Source organism: Leisingera sp. XS_AS12, assembly GCF_041224635.1.
In the GTDB taxonomy this organism is placed as follows: domain Bacteria; phylum Pseudomonadota; class Alphaproteobacteria; order Rhodobacterales; family Rhodobacteraceae; genus Leisingera.
This window is the reverse complement of the sequence record NZ_JBGFGM010000111.1, coordinates 188,976-211,795: the sequence shown is the minus strand read 5'-3', so window position 1 is coordinate 211,795 and position 22,820 is coordinate 188,976. Positions and strand designations below refer to the sequence as shown.

Here is a 22,820-nt window from a genome sequence, read left to right as displayed (position 1 = left end):
CCTTACGTTGGCGGCGAAACGCCTCTTCAGACGGGTTGTGCTTCGGTCCTGTCACCCGGTTTCCCGAAGACGAGGAAAACGGCGGCCAGCACATTCAACGCGCCCAGGCAGAATGCTCCGGCCTGATACTCCACAGGCATTTCGTAGAAAAACGGGTAGGAGATGACGGCCGCTGCCACCACAGATGAGCCGGCCGCGAACAGCGCACGCATGACTTTGCCGGACACCTTGGACCGAGCCGGAGAATTGGAGCTGCTGCCGTCCGCTTCGGAGGCTTGGCGCCGGATTTCCGCGTTCAGAAGCTCCCTCGGCGGCTCGGCAAGCACTTGCATGACCTTCGCTGGACCGCTGATGCGTCCGGACTGAATGCTCACAAAGTGGCGGGTGCCATCGGAGGATTCAATGAGGCAAGAGCCCGGCTCAACCACGTCAACCGCTTCGTTTTCGTCAAGGGTCAAGTGATCGGTGAAAGGCTGCTCGGCCATTTTCCTGAAAAAATCCGGACCGTCAGAAACGATCCGGACCGCAATATGTTCACCTTCGATCCTCATGGCTGGCGCACCCCTTTATGCGAAAAAACATTTCACGAATTGTTTCCGCAAATGTCCCCGATGGCTTGCCGCAAGTCAAGATATTGATTTTCGCAAAATCGTATCAGGGGGACGGAGAAGTCTCCTGATCAGGCCGGGAGGCCGCGATGAAGTCCTCATTCATCTGCTTTTGCGACATCTTCCGGGTCATCTCCCCGTCAGGTGTCACGACATCATGGAATGTCACCGGGAAGCGGGTGAATGGGGTGCCGAGCGGGGAGGCCGACCAGACGACAGAAGTGCGAGCCTCAAAATGGGAGCCGTCGTCAAAATTGACGCGCAGCCTTGCGTCCATGCCCGCCGGGTTCGGCGCGTGGCCGATGACCTCGATGCCTGAGAAGTTGCCTTTGGCATCCACGATGCTGGCAAGCTTTGCCAGGTTGCGGTCAATGAAGGCGGCACACAGCTCATCCGCCTGTTTGACCGACCGATCCTGAAGGATGTTGCGGTAATCGTCCCTGGCTTTGTAGACCACGATCTTCTTTTCCTGGTCGTAGCGGTGCTGGGTCAGCTCTTCCAGAGGCTTGCGCAAGTCTGCGGACGCATGGCCGTGGCCAATTTGGCGCGCAAACGCGTATGGGCTGAAATCACGCAGCTGGCGCTTGCCTTCTTCAGGCCGCATGTTGTCGCTGACAGCCTTGAGGTACCGGTTGAGGACCCGCTCTTCCCTTGCATAGATCAGCGAGGCCAGATGGTCCCGGGCCTCCTTGGTGACCGCATTCAGTGCATCATTCACCTGACCCATAGCAGTTCCAGAAGCCGCGGGAGCGCTGTAAACCTCCGACGGCCGCTGTTCTTCCGCTTTTGGCTGGCGTTTGACGGTGATCGTCTTGCAATGCGCCATCAGCTCCATCAGCGGAGAGATTTCTTCAAGGAACTCCCGGACCGCCACCCCTGCCGGGGTATCGCCCAGAGCTATCGCCTTCTTGGTGAAGGAGCCCATCAGATGCGGTGCCGGGCTGCCGGAGAAGGCGTTCATTGCGTCCCGCTCTGCATCTCCTGCCGGGTAGTCCCGGTTCCACAGATATGGGCGCTGAATCTCCTGGTCCCATGCCTCCTCGATCGCCCGGGAGAAGGGGAGTTTCGCGTCGTTGTACCGGGCATTGGGGATGGCGCCGGCAGTCCGGGCGGCCTCGAGGGTTTCGACAATGTCATGGAACTGCTCTGCGCGCCGTTCGCTGAGGTGGCGCAGGATGCTGGGATAGTCTTTGGCAGGCATTGGAATTCTCCTTTGTCGGAAGAATTTTCGCACCATCGCCGGAAAATTCGAAGCCCTTCCGGGCAGGGCGCTATTCGCGCCTTGCTCCCCAGTTTCTTTTCGGATCGCTGCGGCGGTTTGGCGGCGTTGATGGCATGGTTTCCCCGTGGCGGTTTCCGTCTGGATCGAACCACCAGCAATAGGGTTTGGGGGGCTGACGATTTCCGCTGTTTGAAACGTACCGGTAGACATCCTTGTGGCATTCACAGCCCGCCAGCTTCATCACGCCGCCGTGCCCATACCCGCGGGCATGGATGAAGATGCGATCGATCATACGGGCGGAAATGTCCTCCAGGGTGGCAATCGACGGATCCGCGGCGATGGCTTTTGCCCGCTCCTCGCGCGCTTGCCGGGCCGCGTCCTCTGCGGCCTGGTCAATGCGCCGCTGTTCCCGCAACTGAATGGACTTCTCGATCAGCTCCGCTTCGCTATCGATGTATGCGTCCAGCGCGGAAAGGTCCTTGGAGGCTCGTTTCGTCTTCTGTTCGACCAATCCGGCCTCGAACAGCTTGCGCAGAAGGCGGGCGCCGTGCGGGGTGATGACATGGGGCGTGAAATCGCCTCCCATAGACGCCCCCTCGGCCTCTGCCCGGGAAATCTTGAGGCCGCCAATCAGATCCCCGGTCAGCGAGGCAAGCAGAGCCTCATCAAACGCGCGGATGGCGATGTTGGGCTTTACATCGGGAATGAGGCGGACGACTTCGCCACGTTTCAAGCAGAGCTCGGGTTCAATTCGAAGGTCTTTGTTGTTCATGGTCTTTCTTGGTGCATTCCTGGCTCATCAAAAACCTGGCACATAGAGGATCGAGAGACATGGGACGCCGAATGACGGGGGCTGCTTGCCCCCGCGCGGTTCCGGGCAGGAAGGCGGGATACACGTCCCATCAGGGTGCGGGAAGACCGCTCGGGGCGGGGGTCGACTGGCTTTTGGCATCTTGCCAAATTTTATCCAGCGCACACTCGATCCTGAAGCGGAGATCCTCCGGGGCGCCGCCCGGAACCTCCAGACGCGTCATGATTAGCTGGGACACCCATAAGTCGCCGTGATGGACCAAATCCCCATTGAAGGCGCGGGCCTCGCTGACGCCATGCAGTACACCGGCCTCTACATCAAACACCGGGTTCCGACCTAGGAAGAAGCTGTACAGCGGCACCATACCGTAACTTTCGGCCGCCACGATGAGATCCGTATCCCCAGGTGTCGTCGATAGCTGCTCCGTGAGGTGTTTGCGAGCGCCCTCAAGATCGGCGCGCAGAAAAACGCGCCCATTGTCCGGATCACGTGACAGCACTTCAAGTCCGCGCAGCCAGTTCTGACGGCATGAGGTATCCACGCAGTCCCTGACCAGCCTTTCGACATCTCTCGGTGTCAGGGGTGGTGACAGAATATCCTGCGGGGCGCCCTCAAGTGCAAAGCCCCGGGAGAGCGGGTGGCTTGCGATGGCTTGGCGAACCGTTTCTTCACAGGTCTCATTGCCAATCGTAGCGGCCAGAATGTTGAGGACCTGGCTGGCATACCCGCCAGTGCGGGTGTCCGGACCGTCCACCTCAAAAACCACGAGGTTTCCAGGGTCACCATCCCGGCTGGTTGACAGTGATAAGTTCCAGGATGTGCCGTTTTGATAAAGGGCCACTGAGCAGGTTCCGTCCTTGGCTGGGTAGCCCTGCTCGTGCCAGCTAAATGAGTTCGGCCGGCTCTCGGATTTCTGCAGCAGAAATGGTTCGACCTTCATGTCTTCATGTCCTCTTCATTCGGGGCAAGGCGGTCTGAAATATCGCCGAAGTAGTCCTGGAACCAGCTCGCCGCTTCCTCGGTCGCATTGTCAGCGAGTTTGATTTCAGATGTATTGCCATCCCGCATCTTGAATGCAACCTTAACGATCACGCGGTCCTGGCAGCCGGGCGAGATTTTCACGCGTGCGCGGAACCCATTGACGATGCCGAACATGACCATGGCCATTGCACCATCATCGAAATAGCGCCACTGCTCCCAGTTCTCTGCGAACCTATCGCCATAGGGTTTCAGCTTGTTTGCCAACTCGCCATAGCCGTACATGCCAAGCTTGGTTTCCATCTCACGAAAAGTCTTCCGCATCAGAGGGAAGTCCCGCTCGGGCACCCGGATAAGGATTTCGCGCTCGGTATTGGCGCTGCCCCGCCCGTCAGGGTCAGGGGGACTGTAGCCGCATTTGGGACAAATGCTCATTTCAAGGTCTCCATCTTGAATTTTGGCCTGAACAGGTTCTGGGACTGGGCAAATGGACAGCTTCACAGCAATCGCGGCTGAGATGGTCTGGTCATTTCGGGTAACGGTCGGCCAAGCGCGAGGTCGCGCAAGATATGCCCATGGCACGCCAACGGAGCGCACCAGCAGATCAGATCCTTCCCACGCAAATCTTTGCGCACACGGGCTACGAAATCAGGATGATCGTGGAGCCAGGCAATATACTTGGCAATGACCTCCTCGCGAGTGCCATGTTTCCCGATAGAAAACGGATTACCCCAAGGGCCGGGACGCCCAATGTAAACTGCCCCGGAACGTGACCTGCCATGCACCCGAGCATTCAGGACTTCTGGGATGCGCTCTGTGCTCAGCATGGGGCCTCTCGCAACGCAGATGCGCCGGGCAGCTGATGGGATAGGAAATGCACCGTCTTGGGCTCCTTGCAAAGTGTTTGCGAAAAACTATCACTTGTAATCTCTGGCGACAATGAATTTCGCAACTCCAAGACCGGGCTGAAACCCTTACCCGCGGCCTGTTGTCAGTCCGGCTGAAGGTCCCGTTCGCGCAGCGATGCGAGGATTTCGGCGGCGCCTGGCAGGGCGGCAAGAATTGGTTCCTCAATCCCGATTTCATCCAGGCCCAGCTCGGGCGCGTCCATGTCGATCAGGCGGTAAGGCTCGAAATTGGTGGCCTGCCGCTGTCCGGAGCGCACATAGCCGCCCATGTTCGCCGAGAAGGCAATCGGCCCGTGCAGCCCCTCAATCAGGCCACGGCGCGCCCAGTGCGTATGCCCGCTGACCCACATGTCGATCTGCAGACCGAGAATGTCAGCACGCATATCGGAGACGTAGGCCGGGGCGTACGGGCCTTTGTCAGCCCTCTGCGCGAGAACCTCCGGAACCGGAAGATGGTGCGTCATGACCAAGGTTTTTCCCTGAAAGGGCCGGGCCAGCGCGTCCAGAAGCCACGAGCGGTCGCGATGGTGAAAGGCCACCGTGTCTTCGGCGCGTTGCTTATCATCGCTTCCAGGCGCCCTGCGAACCTTTCGGTAGTCGTTGATGAGATATTCGGCCCCAAGCATTTGGGCTTCCCGATTTCCGAGGATATCGAAATCCGTCCAAAGCGTGGCACCGAGAATCCGCGTATCGCCGATGATCAGCTCATCCCGATCCAAGACGTGGATGTCATGGCCGGCGGCGCGAGCCACCGCAAGATCTTCTGAAACGCACGAAACCGTTTCTTCCTGGCTTGAGCCATATGGCTCATGGTTGCCGAAAATCGACACGACGGGCACTTGCCACGCCTGATGGATCTCCACCAGGGAAGCAACATGGCTGCTGGCCCGGTCAAGGTCGCCCGCAATCAGGATGGCATCGACAGAACACGCCGGGCACGTCTCAGTCGGCATCGGGAACGGGACCGGGGCTTCCGCTGAGCCAAACTCACGATGAAGATCGGACCATTGCAAAAACTTTGCCATCAGAGGGCTCCTTACAGGGTTGGTGCGGGTTCCGGATCCGCCGCGGCGTGGTAGTCCTCGATAAGTGCGTCGAGATCAAAGCGGGCCTCCCGCAGCCCCTCCCAGGATTTCAAACCCTCGGTGTGAAGGGGCGGGAGCGTCCTGGTGAGCAATGTGCCGTGCGGCTCCATATCCTCGACGTGTTCGGCCAGCAGCCCGTTGAAGCTGGCCTCGATATAGATCTTGGCGGCCGCTTCGCTGCTCTCAGCGTTCACAACATATGAGCTGTCGCTCTGGCTGGCGTCACAATTGACCAGAAACTGCTTCATCGAAATCCCCCTTGGACTTCCCGAACATTACCGAGGAAATGCGAAAAAACAAACCGTGTATTCTTTCATCATGGACTGGGATGATGGGGAAACTCGCATGCGAAGGACAGCACATGAAAAAGATGCCCGAATTCAAGCTCACACTGCAGGCGCGGAAGTCTCCGCACATGCTGGAAAAGAAGCCGCGCTACGATGTCCTGGTGAATGGCATCCGCAAGGGTGAACTGTATTTCAACATGCGTGGCTACCGCGGCGCGCTGCCGGATGTCCATGGCTGCATGCAGGATCTCGGCGAGGCGCCGTTGTCCGCCTACCGGCGCCAGGTTGCCGCTCTCAACCGGGAAGCCCAGGTGGAATTAGCGAAGGCCGCCGAGGACCGCAGTATTGTGCTGGAGACTTATGACACAGCAGAGCGTGACAAGGTCGTTGTGGCATTGGGCGAGACCCCTGTCGCGAAGGGAAGTGCAGGGATCGAAATGCGGACCGTCAATCGCAGGGACCTGGAGTATGCCCAGATTTTCTTTGATGGCCGACCGATCCCCGCAAGTTTTCTTAGCAGATCGGGAACAGCCGAGCCGGTGTCTGATGAAAACCCCTGCGTAGATCTAATCGAGGGCGACAAAGTTCTTGCCGCGGTGGATACCGAAGATCCGGCCTTTGTGCTGCTGGCGATTGGCCAGGTCCCGGCGGGTATGGGGAACCGGCCTATGCAGGCGCTCGATCAGGACAGCGTTGCCGATGCGGCAAGGGAGTTTGCATGGCTCACCAGGATGGCGTGGCGGGAGCTTCAGTCCGCTGCGGGCCGCAATCTCGTTGACGCGGATGCATTGCCGCTCATCGAAGGGCGCACGCTTCCGGAGCAGACCCGCCCGTCGCCAAATCCTGCGCCGAAACACGACTGGATCTGGTCAAAACTGCCGCGGCCTGAGGCAGTTTCGGAAGAAAGCCCGGGCTTCTGATCGGACAGGGCAGGGCGCGGCTCAGGCGGCGCCCGGCCCTGGCTGCCCTTTGCGTACCAACCGGTGAATATGATAGAGCGGGTTGTGGCCTGCCTGATCGCGGTGCGCGACCGTCAGGAGCACCTACGGGCCGTTCCCCATGAGCTTGCGAACAACCGCATGCAGGAAAATCTCCGACAGACGCAGCGCTTCTGCGTCCTGAACCTTCGAGAAGGGCTGCACGGGGTCTTTGCCCGCGAAACGCACGGCATCCTGTGCGAGGCTGCCCCAGGTGCCGCCACGGTACCGCAGGTCGGACTTCAGGGCGTTGAGCGCAGGATGGCTGAAGCTGACCCCGCCGGATTTGCGATGCACGAACTTGCTGATGACCGGGCCTCCGGCCGCCTGCAGGATGAAGAAAGGATAGCACCCGTCATCCATCAGTTGCTCATGGGCATTTCGGGCCGGGAACCTTCTGCGCAGGAAGTCGTCCAGAAGCGCTTTGGGCCTATCCACGTATCCTTCATTGAGAATCCGGGCATCCTCGCCGAACTCGCGATATAGATTTCGGGCCGTATGGGCATTCGCAGGATGCGCCTTGCTCTGAGAGAACAGGTAGCGCACGAAATTCCGCGCGTGATTGTGATCCTTGAAGTGGTGTTTGCCTTCCCGGTCACCGGCAAAGGGCACCAGGTAGAACACGCCCCGGTTCCCGCTCGGAGCGTCGACGGTCATGCGGAAAGCAGCAGGTTTTGACATTCTGGAGGCCTGTACGGTTACGTTTTCCGCAATCATGCGGTTGGAACGGCAGACCTAACCGGCCGTCTCAAGCGACAAGAGCACACCTGGCTCCGGCAGAGTGTCCTCTGGCCAGGCTTCAACTTCCTCATAGGTGGTCTTGCCGTCAGCAAAGCACTGCGATGCAAGCCGGAACAGCGGGCCTGTATCTGAGGCATCGCGCAGGGGAAGGCGGTTTTCCCGCATCGCCGTCATCATGTCAGGATCTGGAGAGGACACCATGTAGATGGCCGTTACCCCTTCGGGGCTGTCCTCCAGGTCCAGCAAGGTCACAAGCCGCACCTTTCCGAGGAATTCTGCCGTGAAGAGGATCGGTCCGTCATACCAGAAGAGGGTCTCAATTACATCGGGCATCTGAATTTCGGTCGGCATTGCAAATTCTCACGTTGATATGCGAAAAACAATAACATAGGCTCGCCCTTGTGTAATGCGAAAAAGAGATGTCATGCTGAAATTTATTCACGCGGTTGTCGGCAGGGCCGCAGATATCGACAATGGCCGGACCGCTTTGGATGTTCTGGACTATACGCTGACCGAGCTGGGCGAGCTGGCAGAGGAGATCATCATTGCCCGCGGGGCCTCCTACAAAGCGCCCGGGAAGGACGGTGTCGCGGGTGAGGCAATCGACCTGGCGCTCTGTCTGATTGACCTTCTGCGGCTGAGCCACAGCGGCGACATCTGCGGCATCGCTTCAGATACCGTCCGGGAAGCGTTGGCCTCCAAATGCGCGCGCAAACCGCGCGCGGAGCTGCGCCGTATCACAGCCTGCCTTGGCGGCATCACCAATGACCTGGAGCGGCACGGACAATCCACAGGGCTTATCCTTGCGGCTCTGGGCGCAGCAATCCGTATTGTCTGCTATGAGGTCCGCGATGCGGACGACGCTGTAATCACGGCAATGGTGGAGCCCAAGCTTGCAAAATGGGCCAGCACAGCAAAGGCGTCTGCCTGAAATGGCGGGCCGGGATATCGAGGCTTGCGCTGCAACGCTGTTTGTTCTGCGCGGCGTCGCGGCGCTTATGGACCCCGATGCCCGCGTCTTCAGAAGTCTGAGCCCGTATGCGCTTGTCCAGGCGATTGATAGCCTGGAGCTCTATGATGAAACGGGCCAGCCCAATGAGAGGCTGCGTATTTCCGTTCCGCACTCGGTCAGGACTATCGGCGACGATTTCATCGACCATCTCAGCCCGGATCTGCGGCTTTGCTATTTGCGGTCCTGTGCGGTCCGGTCTGCACCTGATCGGCGCATGGTTGGGCCCGTCACCGCGCGGCAAATCATCGATGCGGTCGACACACTGCTTTGCGGACGCCTGCCGCCGCCGATCGATCTCAACGAACCCATGGAGTATGATATTGCACCGGACAAGGCTTTGCCTGTGCCCAGGCCCTGGCAGCGGGCCGCATCAGGGCGGCGAAAGTTCTCAGCGCCGCGCCCGGCTCCCGGCGAGCTGAAAGCCCAATGGGGAAAGTTGGACGGCGAGAGTGCTGACCTGATCTTTTCCGGCGGCGCAGGCACGGCGCGTGCTGATCGCGCGCTGCTGCATTACGCCTTCAGCGCGGTGCAGTGGACGGGCCCTTTGAGCCAGACATGGGATCCGCCGCTGATCGAAGAGCTGGTCCGGCGCGGCTATGATCCGGAGACGATCCGGTTCTCTATTAAGAAGCGGCAGTAGCTGATCAGAGAACAAGCTCTTTCGCCTTGTAGATCTCCACGGAAGATGGGCCTGTAAGGCGGCAGACATGCAGGCTCAGGACTTCCTTTATGCTCCATCCTCGCTCTTGGGGCTCCGAAACAACAAAACGGAATTGGTCAGACACCCCTCCGGTCTCTCTGTTCAAGATGAGTGCTGGAAGTTGAAAGTTTGCTAGAGCATAGCCTGTCGTGGACGATCCATGCGCACTCAACTTCATGCCCATAAGGCTAGCCGTTTCAAGCCCGGAAAAGTCAAAGGGATCCCAGTGGACAAAGAACCAACGCTGTCCGCGCTCTATGTCGAGCCGTTCCGTGAGCCTGTCAGCGCATCGCTGACCTGCTAGCCGCAGCTCATCTTCTGATAGGCCCTCGAGCCACTTTTTGTGCGCTTCCAGTTCGAGCTCGCGTGCAGAGTTTTCAGCAATACCCCCAGTTGTAGAACTGGTTTGTGGTTTGGGAATTTCACGCTGTGAAGCGAGGGCGCCGTCATAAATCCAGTATGCTCCCAATGAGCATAATGTCAGAAAAACTGCGAGAAATTTAGCGCCTGACATCTTTCATCGTCCTTTGAGAAGGGCTCAATAAATCAATGCTGTCCTTGTGGTTGACGCATTCTCGCCGGTCAAGGCTTATTACCCAGCTAACTCGGGGCGGAATCTTGAGTTCACATGAAAATGAGCCTAACCAGCCTTGTCTCCAATCGACATAGAGCCAGCGCGCATGCCTTGTTACGACTGCAGGCAAAGAGCAGAATCCGATGTTCCCTTCAGACATACCTGCCCGGTGGAGGTTGTCGAGCAGAAGATCGGCCACTCGATTGAGAGGAACAGAATGCTCGAATGCCCGGTTCTATCCCTCTCATTGAAGAGTATAGCTACAATAGCGGATAAGGGCTAATCCCACCAATCGGTATCGATGTCCGCAGCCGCTTCCTGGGGCGCGGTGAGGGCTTCCGTTTCCTGGGGCTGAACTTCCCCAGTCAGATCCGCGGGCAGGAGCGCGTTGCTGGCCTCAGCAATTGCATATGGATCGCAGGCAAAAAGGCCAAAAGTGCCGGGCCATCCCGGATTGAACTCGATGACTTCCAGACTGCCATCTGCCAGCTCCGCCACATCAATCGTCATCGTGCGCAACCGCGAGCGGGCGGCGACCTCCTTTGCAAAGCGGACCATCCGCCGGGACAGCTCGGCATTCCAAACCGGGGTGCGGCTCTCGGGGTCTGTGAAATGCAATTCTTCGGCCGGGCGGCCCGTTTCTGCCACCAGTCTGGACCGATCCAGGGGGGTGAGATGGAATGCGACAGGCGAATGCGTGGCCAGCGTGCCGCCCACGAATACCAGGCGGCGCTCATTGCGCATTTCAACATGTTCTTGAACCATTAGGCAGTCGGGGCTTTCGATGAAGGAATACACCATGTCGCCGATCGCCTCGTGCAGGCTCATCCCGCGCGGAACCCGTTCCGTCATGAGCTTTTCCTGCATTGCCTTTACAAAGGCATCCTTGCCTGCAGCATGCAGCCGAGCAACTTCCAGCTCCGCTTCCTGAAGCCCACAAACCTTGAAAGATCTGGAAATACCCCAAAGGAACCCGGGGTCACGGGCGTAGTCCATCTTGGCCTTGCCGGATCTGGACGTGCCGACCCCCCGCTGCCTGCCGCGCCCAAAGACGGTCACGCCTACTGGGGGGGTGACTTCTGGGGGTAGGATCGTGATCCCGGAACCGTAGGTGTCATGCATTGCTTTTGAGAGGCAGGCATCTTCCAGACGTTCCTCGGGATCCGTGGTGCCTGACAGGCGATAGTAAAGTTCGGTCATATTGGCAGACCTCCAAGCATCGGTGCCCACTTCACGGGCATTTCATTGCAGTAAGGCGGTCTGTGACCGCCTCATTCGTGCATTTTCGAGAGGTTAGTCGCTCAGCTGATACAGGAAAGACTTGCGTTTACCTACGCCCACATCCTTGTTCCGCAACACGCCGCTCATGGTGAGCGTGTTCAGACGGCGCCGGATAGCCTGACGATGCGCTGCGCTGGCGCGGCCGCTCAGGTTATCCACCAAGCCGACAAGCTGCCCGACCGAAATCCAATCACCAGAGAGTTCTTCAAAAACACACCGGATACGCGCAGTGAGGTCATCTTCCACTGAGGGCTGCGACTGTTTCGGTGCCTTGCGTGCCACCGGCTTTGATGATGCGGGTGCGGTGCCGTCAATAAGCCATCCCGATCCATCCAGAACGACTGTCTTACCTACCATGTCAGGCGTGACTTCAATTGTGGTTAGTTCACCACGGGCAATCTTCATGGCAATTTCGAGAAGATCCTTCGGCAGCGTCTGCAGGCCAGCAGAGGGCGAAGGGATCACCGCGGCATCCTGCCGACGAGGTTTCACGGCCCGGCTCGATGGCGACGGCGCGGCATGACGCGTTTCCGAGGCAATTTTGGAGGGCTGGGTCTTTTTCTGGGCGGCTTGCTGCATGAGGGATTCTTTCAATCTATCGGGGGTGACGTTCAGTGATGGTTTTTCGCAAAATGCTGACGGCAGGACAGGCGGTACAGCTTTCATCTGCGGAGCAGCAAGCGCACGCCGGTTGCGCAGATCCCGCATTTCACGATCCGACTTGGTCCAGCGATCCTTCTTCTTGCGTTTCTTGCCCGAGCTCTCATCCGGTGAGCGCAGCTCTTCCAGAAGGGTCTGGGCCGGTTGCGGGGCAGGGGTGACTTGAGCGCCGAGGCGCAATGCCCGTTTACACTCCGCTACCAGGTTCACACAGGCGCGCCGGTCACTGGGGGTGCCTGATGCAATGACGGATTTTCCCGCAAGAGGGTGTGACAGCTTGAAATGGTTCTTCCCGGTGCGCTCTGCAGACCAGCCCTCATCGAGCAGCTTGATGAGCGTGGTCCTGTAATCCTTGTGTGTGACGGCTCGTAGAAACGATCGATCATGTTGCATTCCAATCTCCAATCTTTGCGTTAAGCATGATACTTTTTCGCAAATTCCGCAAGGCTCAAGAAAAAGAAATTCGCAAACATTTAGTCGCCCGTGCTGACTTGAGCGCTACTTGGCAATAAAAAAGGGCGGGATGAACCCGCCCTCGATGCCGTCCCGGTGTTGAGGCATCAAACCAGTTTAAGCTGGCTGTCGCTGCTTTTCTTGTCTTTCTTCTTCCGCCATGCCTTGTAGGTCTCCCAGTGCTCGATGAGCATGGTCAACGTTTCGGCGCGGCTCAGCCCGCCGCGGCGCCCCTTTGCCATATTGCGCAGGCTGAGGATCGGGTTGTCCTTTTCCAGATTGGCGCCGTGCTCGATGCCGTCCAGGAAATCCTCGCCCCATTCCGCATGCTCCCGCGTGACGCGGTAGATGAAGTAGGTCATCACACCGGCCGATCCGATCTCTGTCATGCCTTTGCGACGCGCCCGGGGGAAGGCATTTGCCATGTCAGGGTGGTCGTTCAGGGTGTTGATGATCTCGGTCGTGGACGGCGTATTACCTGTGCCGGTCAACGGAAGATTGTTGTCCTCTTTCCACTGAAGTTTGCCAGCGGCCGCCAGAACACGATCGTCAACGCGGTTGCCTGCCCTGCGGACAGTGCGCTTCGCGTGTGTGTCGAAAGTGGCGAAAGCCTCCTCCGGGATGCCGACCGCGATCGGGACCTCAATCGGGACGTCAGCCGCCACGATCGCACGCAGGCGGTGCTGGCCGTTCAGCAGGCGGGGTTTTGGCGCCGAATTGTCGTTGGATGCTGCTACCGGATCCTCGGTGAAGCAGATTGGCTGCGCATTGAGCATCCAGTGGCCGTTCAGAATATCCCGCTTGATGACCTCGATGTGGTTCTTCTGAACCTTGCGGTTCCCAGCGTTGAATTGCAGCCACTTGCGAGCCATGTCGGGTGTCACCGTCATCATCCTGACTTGCTCTTTGCCCTCATCGGTCTGCGTTCCGTGCTGGATTTCTTCGTCGATCTGGCCGCCGAACTCATCAGTGGTGGAGCTGGTATCATACCGCCCTTCGCGCAGGCCCGGATAGCCGTCTACCAGGGGCAGGCCGAGGTTGGCCGGAGCATGCTCCCGCAGAGCCGCGCGGGAGATAGGCTTGCCATCTTCGTCCATGGGCGTGGACCCGTAGTCTTCCTCCCAAACATAGTGCCTGTTGACCTTCTTGCCCTGCACGTGATCGTTGAAGGCCAGGGTCGCAAGCGCCAGAGCGTGGTCCACATGGACAGACGTATCTTTCTGCTCGAGAATGCTGAGATGCATGCAGAAAATACCCGGAGGGGTGTCCAGCCCGGCCGTGCGATGCGGGCCGAGCTCGCGCAGGAAGCTCATGAGCTCCTCTTTCAGGCCCGCGCGCAGCGCCATGAAGGCAAGAACCGGGCGCGCGGTGGAGTGCAGCATGCTGCCCTTGGTAGCCTCGGCGATGTCGCAGGCCTCGAGCAGCTCAGGGTTTGCAGCCAGAACCCGGTCGTAACGGGACCAGCTGATCGGCAGATTTTCACGTCCGAGGCTGCCGTTTTCAATGCGGATCAGCTTTGACATGGTGCGGACGACTTTGCCCGCATGACGGACGCCGCGGCTTTCCAGAACCCCCTGGTACGAACGCCGCCGGTGCTGGTCGATCGTATGGAGAGTATCGGCGCGAACATTGCGGGCCACGATGGTCTTGAAGGGGACACCTGCAGATACACAGGCATTCAGCCGCTGGACGCCATCGATGAGGCGGCCGTCTTCGTCGAAGATGATCGGCTGGCCGTTGAGGATCCAGGCGCCATTGGCCATGGCCTGCGAATAGGTCGCGATAGCCTTGCGGTCTTCATGAGGGTTTGCGGCCGTCTCCAGCATTTCGGAAGCGCGTTCCGGCGTAATTTCCTCAACCTTGAAACTCAGTTTAGCTGCTTCAGCAGATGGTTCGGGTATTTTCTGAACCTCAGATTCAACGATGTCGTCTGCTGCTGTCATCCGGTTTTCCTTTCGGTTATTCCCGCTTGTGCGGAGCGTCTGGAAATCATTTGTCAGATCCTCACGACCCCATCCGGGGCGTGCATTCCCTTGCTGCGAAGGCGCTGTTTTCCGTTGCGTCAGAAGCATTCGATGCGCCGCTCAATGATCAACTCTCAACATGATTTTCGCGCTTTGTCCACATATTTTTCGCGCTCTGAGGTGAGAAATCCGCATTTTAATCAGGTCCCCACCAGATTTGGCGGGAGCTCACTTGATTTTTTGGTATTTCGCATCAGCGATTTTGGCAGTTGTCAAGAAAACTCCATAGCATGAAGGGGTTTGCGCAAAAAATTGCCGCCCTGGTTTTGCGACGCTGTTCTTTGAAGATGTGGCTGCCATGAAGCGCTCGCGGAACAGTTGAGCCGTCAATTGCGATGCCTGATCACAACTTTTCTCGCAGATATCCACATGAAAACCGTTGCGGCGCGTCGGCCGTACTTTGTTCTTTCGGGAGGTCTCAATACGATCTGTTAAAATCAGACTGGAGCGCGCAATGCCCATTAATGTGGAACTCAAAAAGAAAGCCCCGAAATTCGATGGGGATCGGCCGCGGTGGAACCTGGTCGCGAGCGGGCCGGTTGAACTGTTCAATACGGGCATGGAACGCTTCATGTTCCTGCATGGCATGAATGGCATCAATGAAGAGGGCGATTATTCGATCTGGTCATCGATGCCCTCCATTGGCGCGCCCCCCGTCTATCTGGCAGATATTCTGCGAAAAAAGTACGGGTGCAAGCTCAAGCCGGATACCGCCCGCCTGATAGAACAGGCCGTTAAAGGCAGGGGCGATGGGGACAACCTTGATCATTTTATCGGCCGCCCGAAAAAGCGCACCGGCGGAGGGGTGGATCTCGTCGTTGCTGCCGGGTCGGTCGACTTTATCGCGAACTGCTCAGAGGACCATTGGGAGCGGCGCAACTTCCTTGAGGGCGCGGGCTGGACACCGATCGAACAGCCTACGCCTGCCATTGCAGAGCGGTTCGGCACCAGGCCCTACCGGACTCGCGATCCATTCCTGGCAGGCAACCTGGAAATGTACATGCCAGCGGCCGTGAAGCAGAAAATGCAAAAGGCGCTTGGCGCAGCCAGCCGCAATATCGCGCTGAGCAAGACCCAGAAGGCTCCCGATGATTTCGCTGTGCCGGCCCCGGAGGGGATCGATTACTTCGATTTCCAGAAGGGCGGCATCCAAATGGTGGTGGACAGCGGCAAGGGGGCCATCATTGCTGACGACATGGGGCTCGGGAAAACCATTCAGGGGATCGGCATTCTCAATGGCCGCCCGGATGCGAAACGTGCCATCTTTTTCTGCCAGGCGAACATGAAGCTGAAATGGGTTCGCGAAATTGAGAAGTGGAAAATCAACCGTGACCTGACCGTGGGCTACGCTGAAGGCTCGACCTTTCCTGATACGGATATCGTGGTGATCAACTACGATATCGCCCAGAAGAACATCGACAAGATCCGCGCGATCGACTGGGACCTGGTGATCACTGACGAGGCCCATAACCTGAAGAACCCTGAGGCCCAGCGGACCCAGGCCATTCTGGGCGATCTCGACAGCTTTGAGGGCCTTGGGCCTATTCCGATGAACAAGAACGGGCAACTGGTCCATTTGACCGGTACACCCAAGCCGAACCGGGTCGCCGAGCTGTGGCCGCTGCTCACCTCAAGCCGGCCGGATATCTGGGGCAGGGGCCCTGAGGCGCGGCAGGCTTTTCTCAACCGGTATGAGCCTCCCATCCTGATCCAGCGGGAGGTGCAGTCAAAGTTCAAAGGGGGCAAGCCGCGCAAGATTATCGTTCCAATGCCCGGCAAGCCGATCCGCGAGCTGGAACTGCAGATGCGCATGCGCGGGTCGGGTTCCTTCATCCGGCGCCTGAAGCGGGATACGGATCTGCCGCCCAAGATGCGCACCCCGATCGAGATGCCATTCCGCCTCTCCAAGGAGGATCTGGAGGTTCTCAAGCAGGCTGAGGCGGACCTGGATGAAATCCACGATCGCATCCGCGGAAAGAAGCTGACCGCCGGGCAGACACGGCAGGCCCGTGAAGTCATTGACGTAATCGGCGGCATGAACCCGGGAAGCCCCCATTTCTCGGAAATCGCGCGTGTGCGAAAAAACCTCGGCGTTCTCAAGGCGCCTCATGCGGCCCGCTTCATCATTGATGAGCTGCATGACGATAAGGATCTTCCGGCCGATCTTCGCCGGAAGACGGTGGTCTTTGCGCACCACAAAGAGGTTATCCGCAAAATTGCCGAAATGGCGGAAGCCGAGTTTCCAGGCGGGGTGCTTGTCTATGATGGCAGCTCGAAGGGCAATGCGCAGCAGGCGCAGGCCAAAGTGGATGCCTTCCAGGAAAATCCGAAATCCCGTTTGTTCATCATGTCGCTCTCAGGAGCAACCGGGATCACTCTGACCGCGGCGCACCGGATGCGTGTGGTGGAGCCGGACTGGTCCCCCTCGAACATGACGCAGATCGAGGACCGCATCTGGAGGATTGGGCAAGAGCAGGCTTGCGACATCGGATATCTGTTTGTGCCGAATTCACTGGATGTGAAAATGGGACTTGCACTACATGCAAAAATGGAAACCGACGAGCGCGCAGTGAATACAATGAGTTATCGGGGGATGAAGACCACTAGGCGCGCTTCATCGGAAATTGTGACTGGCGACGCCGGCGCATCTGGAGTACGGGTGAACAAAACCCGGACCCGGTCCGGGAAGAACGCAAATGTGGATGAAACCCAGCCCGAGCTCCCGTTATAAGGTCAGGCATGAACTTCGACTCTGAAGCAGAAAAACCTGTGTCTTTAGTGCCCATGATGGATGGCAGCATCAAGCTAGGCCCCATCAAGGGTGCGAAAGGCCGTGAGGTCATGACCCGCATGCTTGCTTGCGATCTCCATATCCCCCGAGAAGAAGGCGCGCTGTTCACTGCGCGGTCGACCCTTGAGGGATTTGAGATGCGCGCAGAAGGACCGGGTGTCATGGGTTACCTCGTCGACAGTGAAGGGTTCGAGGCATCCGAGACAGACCTGGAATACTTTGCGAAGCCATTGCTGGAGCACAACTCCCAGATTATCATTGAGGGTTCTCACCTGGTTGATCGCGATATCAAGGTGTTGTGCCGAACTATCATAGAGCGCGACCCGAATATGCCGAGCGGGGTTTCGGTGACGTTCTGGCGCTCCCGCATCGGCGCCGGTATCGGTGTGGATCATGGCCTCTAGGAGGGCTTCTTATGTCAGATGAACAGACACGGGAAAACATTGCCGAGGACGTCAACCGGATGTTCAACGCGATGCATTGCGAGAAAATCGTAAAGCGGATTCCTGATTCAGGACTCCGGCAGAAGATTTGCAGGCACTTGTCTGCGAAATATGAAGTTCCAGATCGTCAAGATTACTCCGAAAAAGGAACCGTAACCACGCTGGTCTCCTGCCGCTTGATGGAGGACGCCCGGGCCAGCCGTGATGACCGCACCGAGCTGCGGAACTTTCTTGTGGGGCTTCTGACCGAAGCGATCATGTCCTGTGAGGGTGTGGCGGCCGCGCCGGAACAGCAGGCGGCGGCGGAATCCAAGGTATCGGGTCAGGAAACCATGACCCTCGATATCCGGCGCGAGCTTGCTGCGGAGCAATCCGGTCCGGCCAGGTTTGCAGGCGGACCGCCCGACCTGACCCTTTTCCCGCAGGAGCGGGCTGCCAGCCCTGAGATCCCCTTGGATTACCTGAGCCTGCTGGGTCCGCCGCCGCCGCTCTCTTCAGGGGAAAAGCCCCTCGGGGACTGGTTCAGCGGCATCCCGGCTGATCCGTCGGTATTTGCCTTTGGCATGGAGCTTGACGAGCGCGGGCATGAACGGCTCGCGGATATGGAGGCGGAATTCCTGTCTTCCCCCAAGATCATGCTTGACCGGTATGGAAAGACAGAAACCCTCAAGCGGCCTTCGGCGCCTGAAGGCGGTGCAACCTCTCAGGACCGGCTAGCGGGCATGGCGCTTCAAGCCGGTGACACAACAAGTTCGGATCTTGAGATCCTGCGCGCGTTCCGCGACAGCGTTGCGCGCACCCTGCGTGAAGTGTGGCCGGAGCAGGCTGAAGGGCTTGCAGGCGTCGGGGCCACATTGCGGACAGGGCGGGATCTGATGCAAATGCTTCGCCAGGCCTGGAGCCTGGAGGAATTTTGGCTGGATGAGTTCGGCGGCGCCCTGGAAGGCAAGGAGCAGATCATCCTGGGATGTCCGCACCCGGATCACGCGATGGAGCCTGGCCTTCTGTTCCGCCGGGCTGCCTTCCTGCATCTTCTGTCGGGCGATCATATGTCGGATAGCCTGCTGGAAGCAGCGCGCGAGCTGCGCTGCTCGATGGCGCTGCGCGGGCATGATCATGACGATGAGCAGACCATGCATATCGTTACTACATTTGACACCCTGTTCGAGGGTGATTGCACAAGGCCCCTTTCTGCGTATAAGTTTGCGAATAATGAAATGGAATCCGCCCTCTGACCTGACGCGCGGGCGAAAAGGAGTGTTCGATTGAGTTCTTCGATTGTAATTTGCGAAAAAGGAAAGCAAGCCCAGGCAATCAAGCGGGCTGTCGGTTCTAAATTCGGCCAGGTTCTGCCCGCGCAAGGGCACATCCTGACTCTGAAAGAGCCTGATGAGGTTCGTGAGGAATGGGCGGGGAAATGGCGCCCTGGGCTTCTGTGGCCCGGGCGCTTTTATGAGAAGAAGCCTGTGCCTGAGACGAAGGCCAAGCTCGACGCAATCCGCAGCGCGGCACGTTCCGCCAGCCGCATCATCATCGCAACCGACTGCGACCGGGAAGGTCAGCTGATCGGGGATGAGATCGTCGAGTATCTCGGGTTTCGCGGAGAGGTGCTGCGCTGCATCTTCAACGCCGAGGATCCGAAGTCTCTGCAGCAGGCATTTGCAAACCTTCGGCCGAATTCAGAATTCCGGGGCCTTTACATGTCCGGTCAGGCCCGGGAACAGGCCGACCAGACCACGAACCTCTCCCTGACCCGTACCGCGACCGCCTGCCTCAAGGATCCGGGCTCGCGCGGCGCTATTGGCATCGGACGGGTGAAGAGCCCGGTTCTCGGGATTATTTGCAAACGCGAGCTGGAGATTGAGAACTTCCAGCCGCAGGACATGTTCGAAGTCGACGCTCTGACCTCGGTGGCCGCTGGCGCCTTCACTCTGACCTGCTCCAAGCTTCCGAAATCGCTTCTCAAAGAGCAGATCGAAGATGCGGAGGATGAGGATGAAGAGGAGCTGACTGAAGACCAGGCAGCTCTGCAGGAGCAGGAAAACACGTCCGGCCGCATCATGAAGCGCGATATCGCGGAGGGTCTGCGCGCCGCGGTTGTGGGCTTTAAGGGTGATCTGCGTTCAAAGTCGGAGAAGAAGCGGCAAGGGCCTCCGAAGTTGTTCGATCTCACCGCCCTGCAGTCGACCGCTTCCTCCAAGTTCGGTTGGACCGGTGAGAAGACGCTGGAAATCGCTCAGAAGCTCTATTCAGAACGAACCTTGATCACCTATCCGCGCGGTGAAGCAAAATACCTTCCCGAAAACAACATTGCGGACATTCCCAAGCTGGTGCCGGCGCTTCTGCGCCTGCCGGAATTCGGACGTCATCAGCCGCTCCTGCAGTCTCCGCAAGTGCGGAAAGGGAAAAGCGGGCATTTTTCCAACAAGGCCCTCGAGGGGCTGTCTCACTATGCAATCATCCCCAACGTCAATACGGCCGAAAGCTTCGGTGCGACCGTGCCAAGCCTAACGCAGGATGAAGCGAAACTGTTTGATGTCATCGTCCGTCAGTACCTTGCGGCGCTGGCACCAGATTTTGAGTACCGCCAAACCACCATCGAGATGCGGTTCCCATGGAAAGGGCATGACTGGGACTTCCGGACATCCGGGCGGGTCCCGCTGGTTCCTGGCTGGAAAGAGATCCTTGGCGGCGCGGGCTCATCTGCGAAAGATGGCGAGCAGGAGCTTCCGGCCATCAATACTGGCGAAAAAGGAAACGTCGAGAGCGCAAAGCTGCGCACCGTGACAACCAAGCCGCCTGCGCGCTATACCGAAGGCAGCCTGATCAAGCTGATGCAGGAGGCCTGGCGCCTGGTGCCGCCCGGCCCGAACCGCGAGCGGCTTAAGGCGGCAAAGGGCATCGGAACACCCGCGACACGCGGGGATGTTGTGAAGGGTCTCATCGAGCAGGGGCAGGTTAAGATGAAGGGTAAGAGCTTCATCCCGACAGAGGGCGGCATGCGGCTTTACAAATCCCTCATGCAAGCCTGCCCGAATGTCGTCGATCCGGCACGCACAGCGATCTGGGAGACGATCTTCGATCTCGTGGAGCAGGGGAGGCTGGCCGCCGAGGATGCCCTGGAGAAAATCTTCCAGGAGACAAAGAAGGAGATCCAGAATATCACCAACGCGTCCGGATCGGTGAGCATCACGATCGGCAAGACGGTGAAGCCGAGCCCCAAGATGGTTGCTGCGGCAAAGGCAATCTCTGAGCGCAAGAAGATCAAGCTTCCTGCGAAATGCACAACGGATGCTTCCGTGTGCCGGGCATTCCTTGATGAGCATCTTCCCAAGCGTGACCCGAACGCCCCCGCGGGGCAAGGCGGAACCTATCCGCCCTCGGAGAAGCAGCTTGCCCTGGCCGCCAAGCTTGCAGGCGAGGCGGGCACGCAGGTTCCGGATGATGTCAAGGAATCCTCAAAGGCGCTGTCGGCCTGGATTGATGCTGCGATGAAGAAGGCGCCGCCCCGGCCGCCATCCGAAAAACAGCTCGCCTTTGCCACCAAGCTTGCCGAAGAAAACAATGTGGACCTGCCGGCAGCGGTCAAGAAGAACATGAAGGACTGTTCCGCATTCATCGACAAGATGATGGGCGGCGCAAAGAAGTCCAGCGGCAGCCGCCGTAAACAGACCGCGTGATCTGCGGTGATCGCCCCGGCCCGCGCGGCCGGGGCGGATTTGCGAAAAAAACATCGTATAGGATATTTTTCGCATTGCGCTTTTCTTGAACCTGATTAATTCTCGCTTTGTCAACGACGGCCTTGTGCCGCGTTAGGACGACTACTGATGCGAAAAAAGGAAAACCTAAATGTCGACCCTGCTGAAAGCCCTGAACAAGTCCATGCGCAAGAACACCCCGCGCACGCTGCGCGGCAGCGCCAATATGGTGGGCAAGGTACTCGAGTACGGCGAGAAGACCATCAAGGTTGAGGTCCTGAGCGGCCCGATCGCCGGCCAGGAGATCGACATCGATCCCGGCAACAAGAAGGTCAAGGACTTCGAGAAGGAATCGAAGGCACAGACCTCCTCCTACACCCCCGTCGGCGGCATCCTGCGCTTTGACTCCGTTTCGGCGCAGAACGACGGCACCTACAAGTCGAAATGGACCAACGCCTGGATCAAGAACCCCGGCGATGAGCACGAGCTGCTGGCAGACCAGCAGGTGTCCTATTACGACACCGGCCGCACGAATTCGAACGATCAGCCGATCATCTCTCTGCGCGTGCTGAAGCGCGACAACGAGCAGAAGGTCACCAGCCTGGACGAAATGCGCGACGCGCTGGCCGACGCCTTCGCTTCGAGCCGTTCGGCGATGGTTGTCGATACCTCCGAAGGTTTCGCGACCATGTCCTACTATCTGCCGGGCAAGCGTGAAGGCGACACCTATGTCCACAAGGACCCGATCGAATTCGCCACGAGCCTTATCGAGGATCTGGACCCGGAAGCGAAGGAAATCTTCAGCAATATCCTGTCGACCCAGGGCCTGACCATCGTGCCCGTCCGCAACATCACCGTCGGCCCGAAGTCGGCCGAGGAAACCAAGGCCTCGATCGAGAAAGCCGAAGCGGCTGGCGAAAAAGCCCGGATCATGACCGTCAACCCCTATGCCTACGAAGCACCGTCCCTGGGTATCCGCCTGTCCGGCGCGCTGGCCCGCAAGGACCGTGATGGCAACCTGGAAATCGCGGCCGAATACGCCGAGCGCCTGAAAGATGCGTTCCTGTCCACCGCCAAGGAAGATGCCAAAGCGTCGTTCCACGCAGACGGCTGGCGCGGTGTTTCCGACACCGACCTGAAGGACTTCTTCGAGGCCAATGGCGTGTCGCTGGTGAAGCACCCCTCGATGACCTGGAACAACGCGTCCATCCACCTGCAGAAGTTCGACGGCGGCAGCGACTTCTTCGCGGCCAAGACCCACGAAGCCAACCGCTACGGCTCGCCCTATCCGGCGCTGAAGTGCTGCGATGAGCTGCGTGCGGCCTATGCCACCGAACTGCACGACGCGGTTCTGGCCGTGGTCAAAGCGCCGGCCGCAACTGCTGAAGCCAAAGAGGAGGCGCCCGCCGCCAAGTCGACTGAAGCTGAGAAGCCTGCTGCAAACGAGGCTGAGCAGACTGCGGAACAGTCGGAAGCCCAGGCCGAGGAAGCCGCAAGCATCGACGACATGCTGAACGAAATCGGCAACGAGCCGATGTCCTGATACAGGGCCTCTATGCGAAAAAGA

Annotated in this window: 23 protein-coding genes; 8 read left to right on the top strand and 15 right to left on the bottom strand. The window is 58.8% G+C overall.

Going from position 1 to position 22,820, the window contains the following annotated elements; translation table 11 throughout:
- Positions 1–26 precede the first annotated feature (26 nt).
- The 8 genes from AB9K35_RS17690 to AB9K35_RS17655 all read right to left on the bottom strand — a co-directional run bounded on the left by AB9K35_RS17690 (position 27) and on the right by AB9K35_RS17655 (position 5,860).
- Positions 27–551: a hypothetical protein gene (locus AB9K35_RS17690; RefSeq protein WP_369928101.1), complete on the bottom strand. Its 525-nt coding sequence runs from the start codon at positions 549–551 to the stop codon at positions 27–29.
- Positions 552–654: 103 nt separating this feature from the next.
- On the bottom strand, positions 655–1,809 hold the full coding sequence (locus AB9K35_RS17685; protein ID WP_369928099.1) for a hypothetical protein: 1,155 nt from the start codon (positions 1,807–1,809) through the stop codon (positions 655–657).
- 70 nt (positions 1,810–1,879) lie between these two features.
- Positions 1,880–2,602 carry a hypothetical protein gene (locus tag AB9K35_RS17680; RefSeq protein ID WP_369928097.1) on the bottom strand — a complete coding sequence of 241 codons (723 nt, stop codon included), beginning with the start codon at positions 2,600–2,602 and terminating at the stop codon, positions 1,880–1,882.
- A gap of 130 nt (positions 2,603–2,732) precedes the next feature.
- Entirely contained in the window at positions 2,733–3,581 is an 849-nt protein-coding gene (locus AB9K35_RS17675; RefSeq protein ID WP_369928095.1) for a hypothetical protein, read from the bottom strand.
- Complete coding sequence (locus tag AB9K35_RS17670) at positions 3,578–4,120, bottom strand: hypothetical protein (protein ID WP_369928093.1); 543 nt, start codon at positions 4,118–4,120, stop codon at positions 3,578–3,580. The genes AB9K35_RS17675 and AB9K35_RS17670 overlap by 4 nt, the downstream gene beginning before the upstream one ends.
- Entirely contained in the window at positions 4,117–4,446 is a 330-nt protein-coding gene (locus tag AB9K35_RS17665) for a DUF4326 domain-containing protein (RefSeq protein WP_369928092.1), read from the bottom strand. Before AB9K35_RS17665 ends, AB9K35_RS17670 begins: the two co-directional genes overlap by 4 nt.
- Positions 4,447–4,610: 164 nt before the next feature.
- Complete coding sequence (locus AB9K35_RS17660; RefSeq protein ID WP_369928090.1) at positions 4,611–5,552, bottom strand: metallophosphoesterase; 942 nt, start codon at positions 5,550–5,552, stop codon at positions 4,611–4,613.
- An 11-nt stretch (positions 5,553–5,563) separates the two neighbouring features.
- Entirely contained in the window at positions 5,564–5,860 is a 297-nt protein-coding gene (locus AB9K35_RS17655) for a hypothetical protein (protein ID WP_369928088.1), read from the bottom strand.
- A 113-nt stretch (positions 5,861–5,973) separates the two neighbouring features.
- Between AB9K35_RS17655 and AB9K35_RS17650 the strand changes: the two genes are divergently transcribed.
- Positions 5,974–6,819, top strand: coding sequence for a hypothetical protein (locus tag AB9K35_RS17650; RefSeq protein ID WP_369928086.1), 846 nt, complete (start codon positions 5,974–5,976; stop codon positions 6,817–6,819).
- Between the two features lie 123 nt (positions 6,820–6,942).
- Here AB9K35_RS17650 and AB9K35_RS17645 read toward each other — a convergent pair whose 3' ends face one another.
- Together AB9K35_RS17645 and AB9K35_RS17640 are read right to left on the bottom strand one after the other, a co-directional pair.
- Positions 6,943–7,557, bottom strand: coding sequence for a hypothetical protein (locus tag AB9K35_RS17645; RefSeq protein WP_369928084.1), 615 nt, complete (start codon positions 7,555–7,557; stop codon positions 6,943–6,945).
- 54 nt (positions 7,558–7,611) lie between these two features.
- Positions 7,612–7,968, bottom strand: a complete 357-nt coding sequence (locus tag AB9K35_RS17640; RefSeq protein ID WP_369928082.1) for a hypothetical protein — start codon at positions 7,966–7,968, stop codon at positions 7,612–7,614.
- A 73-nt stretch (positions 7,969–8,041) separates the two neighbouring features.
- Between AB9K35_RS17640 and AB9K35_RS17635 the strand changes: the two genes are divergently transcribed.
- On the top strand, positions 8,042–8,548 hold the full coding sequence (locus AB9K35_RS17635; RefSeq protein ID WP_369928081.1) for a hypothetical protein: 507 nt from the start codon (positions 8,042–8,044) through the stop codon (positions 8,546–8,548).
- A gap of 1 nt (position 8,549) precedes the next feature.
- Entirely contained in the window at positions 8,550–9,269 is a 720-nt protein-coding gene (locus AB9K35_RS17630; RefSeq protein ID WP_369928079.1) for a hypothetical protein, read from the top strand.
- A 4-nt stretch (positions 9,270–9,273) separates the two neighbouring features.
- Here the strand turns inward: AB9K35_RS17630 and AB9K35_RS17625 are convergent, their stop codons facing one another.
- The 5 genes from AB9K35_RS17625 to AB9K35_RS17605 all read right to left on the bottom strand — a co-directional run bounded on the left by AB9K35_RS17625 (position 9,274) and on the right by AB9K35_RS17605 (position 14,882).
- Positions 9,274–9,843, bottom strand: a complete 570-nt coding sequence (locus AB9K35_RS17625; RefSeq protein WP_369928077.1) for a hypothetical protein — start codon at positions 9,841–9,843, stop codon at positions 9,274–9,276.
- Between the two features lie 339 nt (positions 9,844–10,182).
- Positions 10,183–11,103 (bottom strand): ATP-grasp domain-containing protein, encoded by a 921-nt coding sequence (locus AB9K35_RS17620; protein ID WP_369928075.1) that lies wholly within the window; start codon positions 11,101–11,103, stop codon positions 10,183–10,185.
- Positions 11,104–11,196: 93 nt separating this feature from the next.
- The gene (locus tag AB9K35_RS17615) at positions 11,197–12,237 is read right to left on the bottom strand and encodes a hypothetical protein (protein WP_369928073.1); all 1,041 of its coding nucleotides are present in this window, start codon (positions 12,235–12,237) and stop codon (positions 11,197–11,199) included.
- A gap of 167 nt (positions 12,238–12,404) precedes the next feature.
- Entirely contained in the window at positions 12,405–14,369 is a 1,965-nt protein-coding gene (locus AB9K35_RS17610; protein WP_369928071.1) for a hypothetical protein, read from the bottom strand.
- A gap of 120 nt (positions 14,370–14,489) precedes the next feature.
- A complete protein-coding gene (locus AB9K35_RS17605) occupies positions 14,490–14,882 on the bottom strand; it encodes a hypothetical protein (RefSeq protein ID WP_369928069.1) in 393 nt (130 codons plus the stop codon).
- Positions 14,883–14,892: 10 nt separating this feature from the next.
- Here AB9K35_RS17605 and AB9K35_RS17600 point away from each other — a divergent pair, with 10 nt between their 5' ends.
- The 5 genes from AB9K35_RS17600 (at position 14,893) to AB9K35_RS17580 (ending at position 22,796) form a co-directional block, all read left to right on the top strand.
- Positions 14,893–17,052 (top strand): DEAD/DEAH box helicase, encoded by a 2,160-nt coding sequence (locus tag AB9K35_RS17600; protein ID WP_369928067.1) that lies wholly within the window; start codon positions 14,893–14,895, stop codon positions 17,050–17,052.
- 8 nt (positions 17,053–17,060) lie between these two features.
- Positions 17,061–17,516, top strand: coding sequence for a hypothetical protein (locus AB9K35_RS17595; protein WP_369928065.1), 456 nt, complete (start codon positions 17,061–17,063; stop codon positions 17,514–17,516).
- Between the two features lie 11 nt (positions 17,517–17,527).
- Entirely contained in the window at positions 17,528–18,790 is a 1,263-nt protein-coding gene (locus AB9K35_RS17590; protein ID WP_369928064.1) for a hypothetical protein, read from the top strand.
- 30 nt (positions 18,791–18,820) lie between these two features.
- On the top strand, positions 18,821–21,235 hold the full coding sequence (locus tag AB9K35_RS17585) for a DNA topoisomerase (RefSeq protein ID WP_369928062.1): 2,415 nt from the start codon (positions 18,821–18,823) through the stop codon (positions 21,233–21,235).
- Between the two features lie 169 nt (positions 21,236–21,404).
- Positions 21,405–22,796, top strand: a complete 1,392-nt coding sequence (locus tag AB9K35_RS17580) for a hypothetical protein (protein ID WP_369928060.1) — start codon at positions 21,405–21,407, stop codon at positions 22,794–22,796.
- Positions 22,797–22,820: the final 24 nt, after the last annotated feature.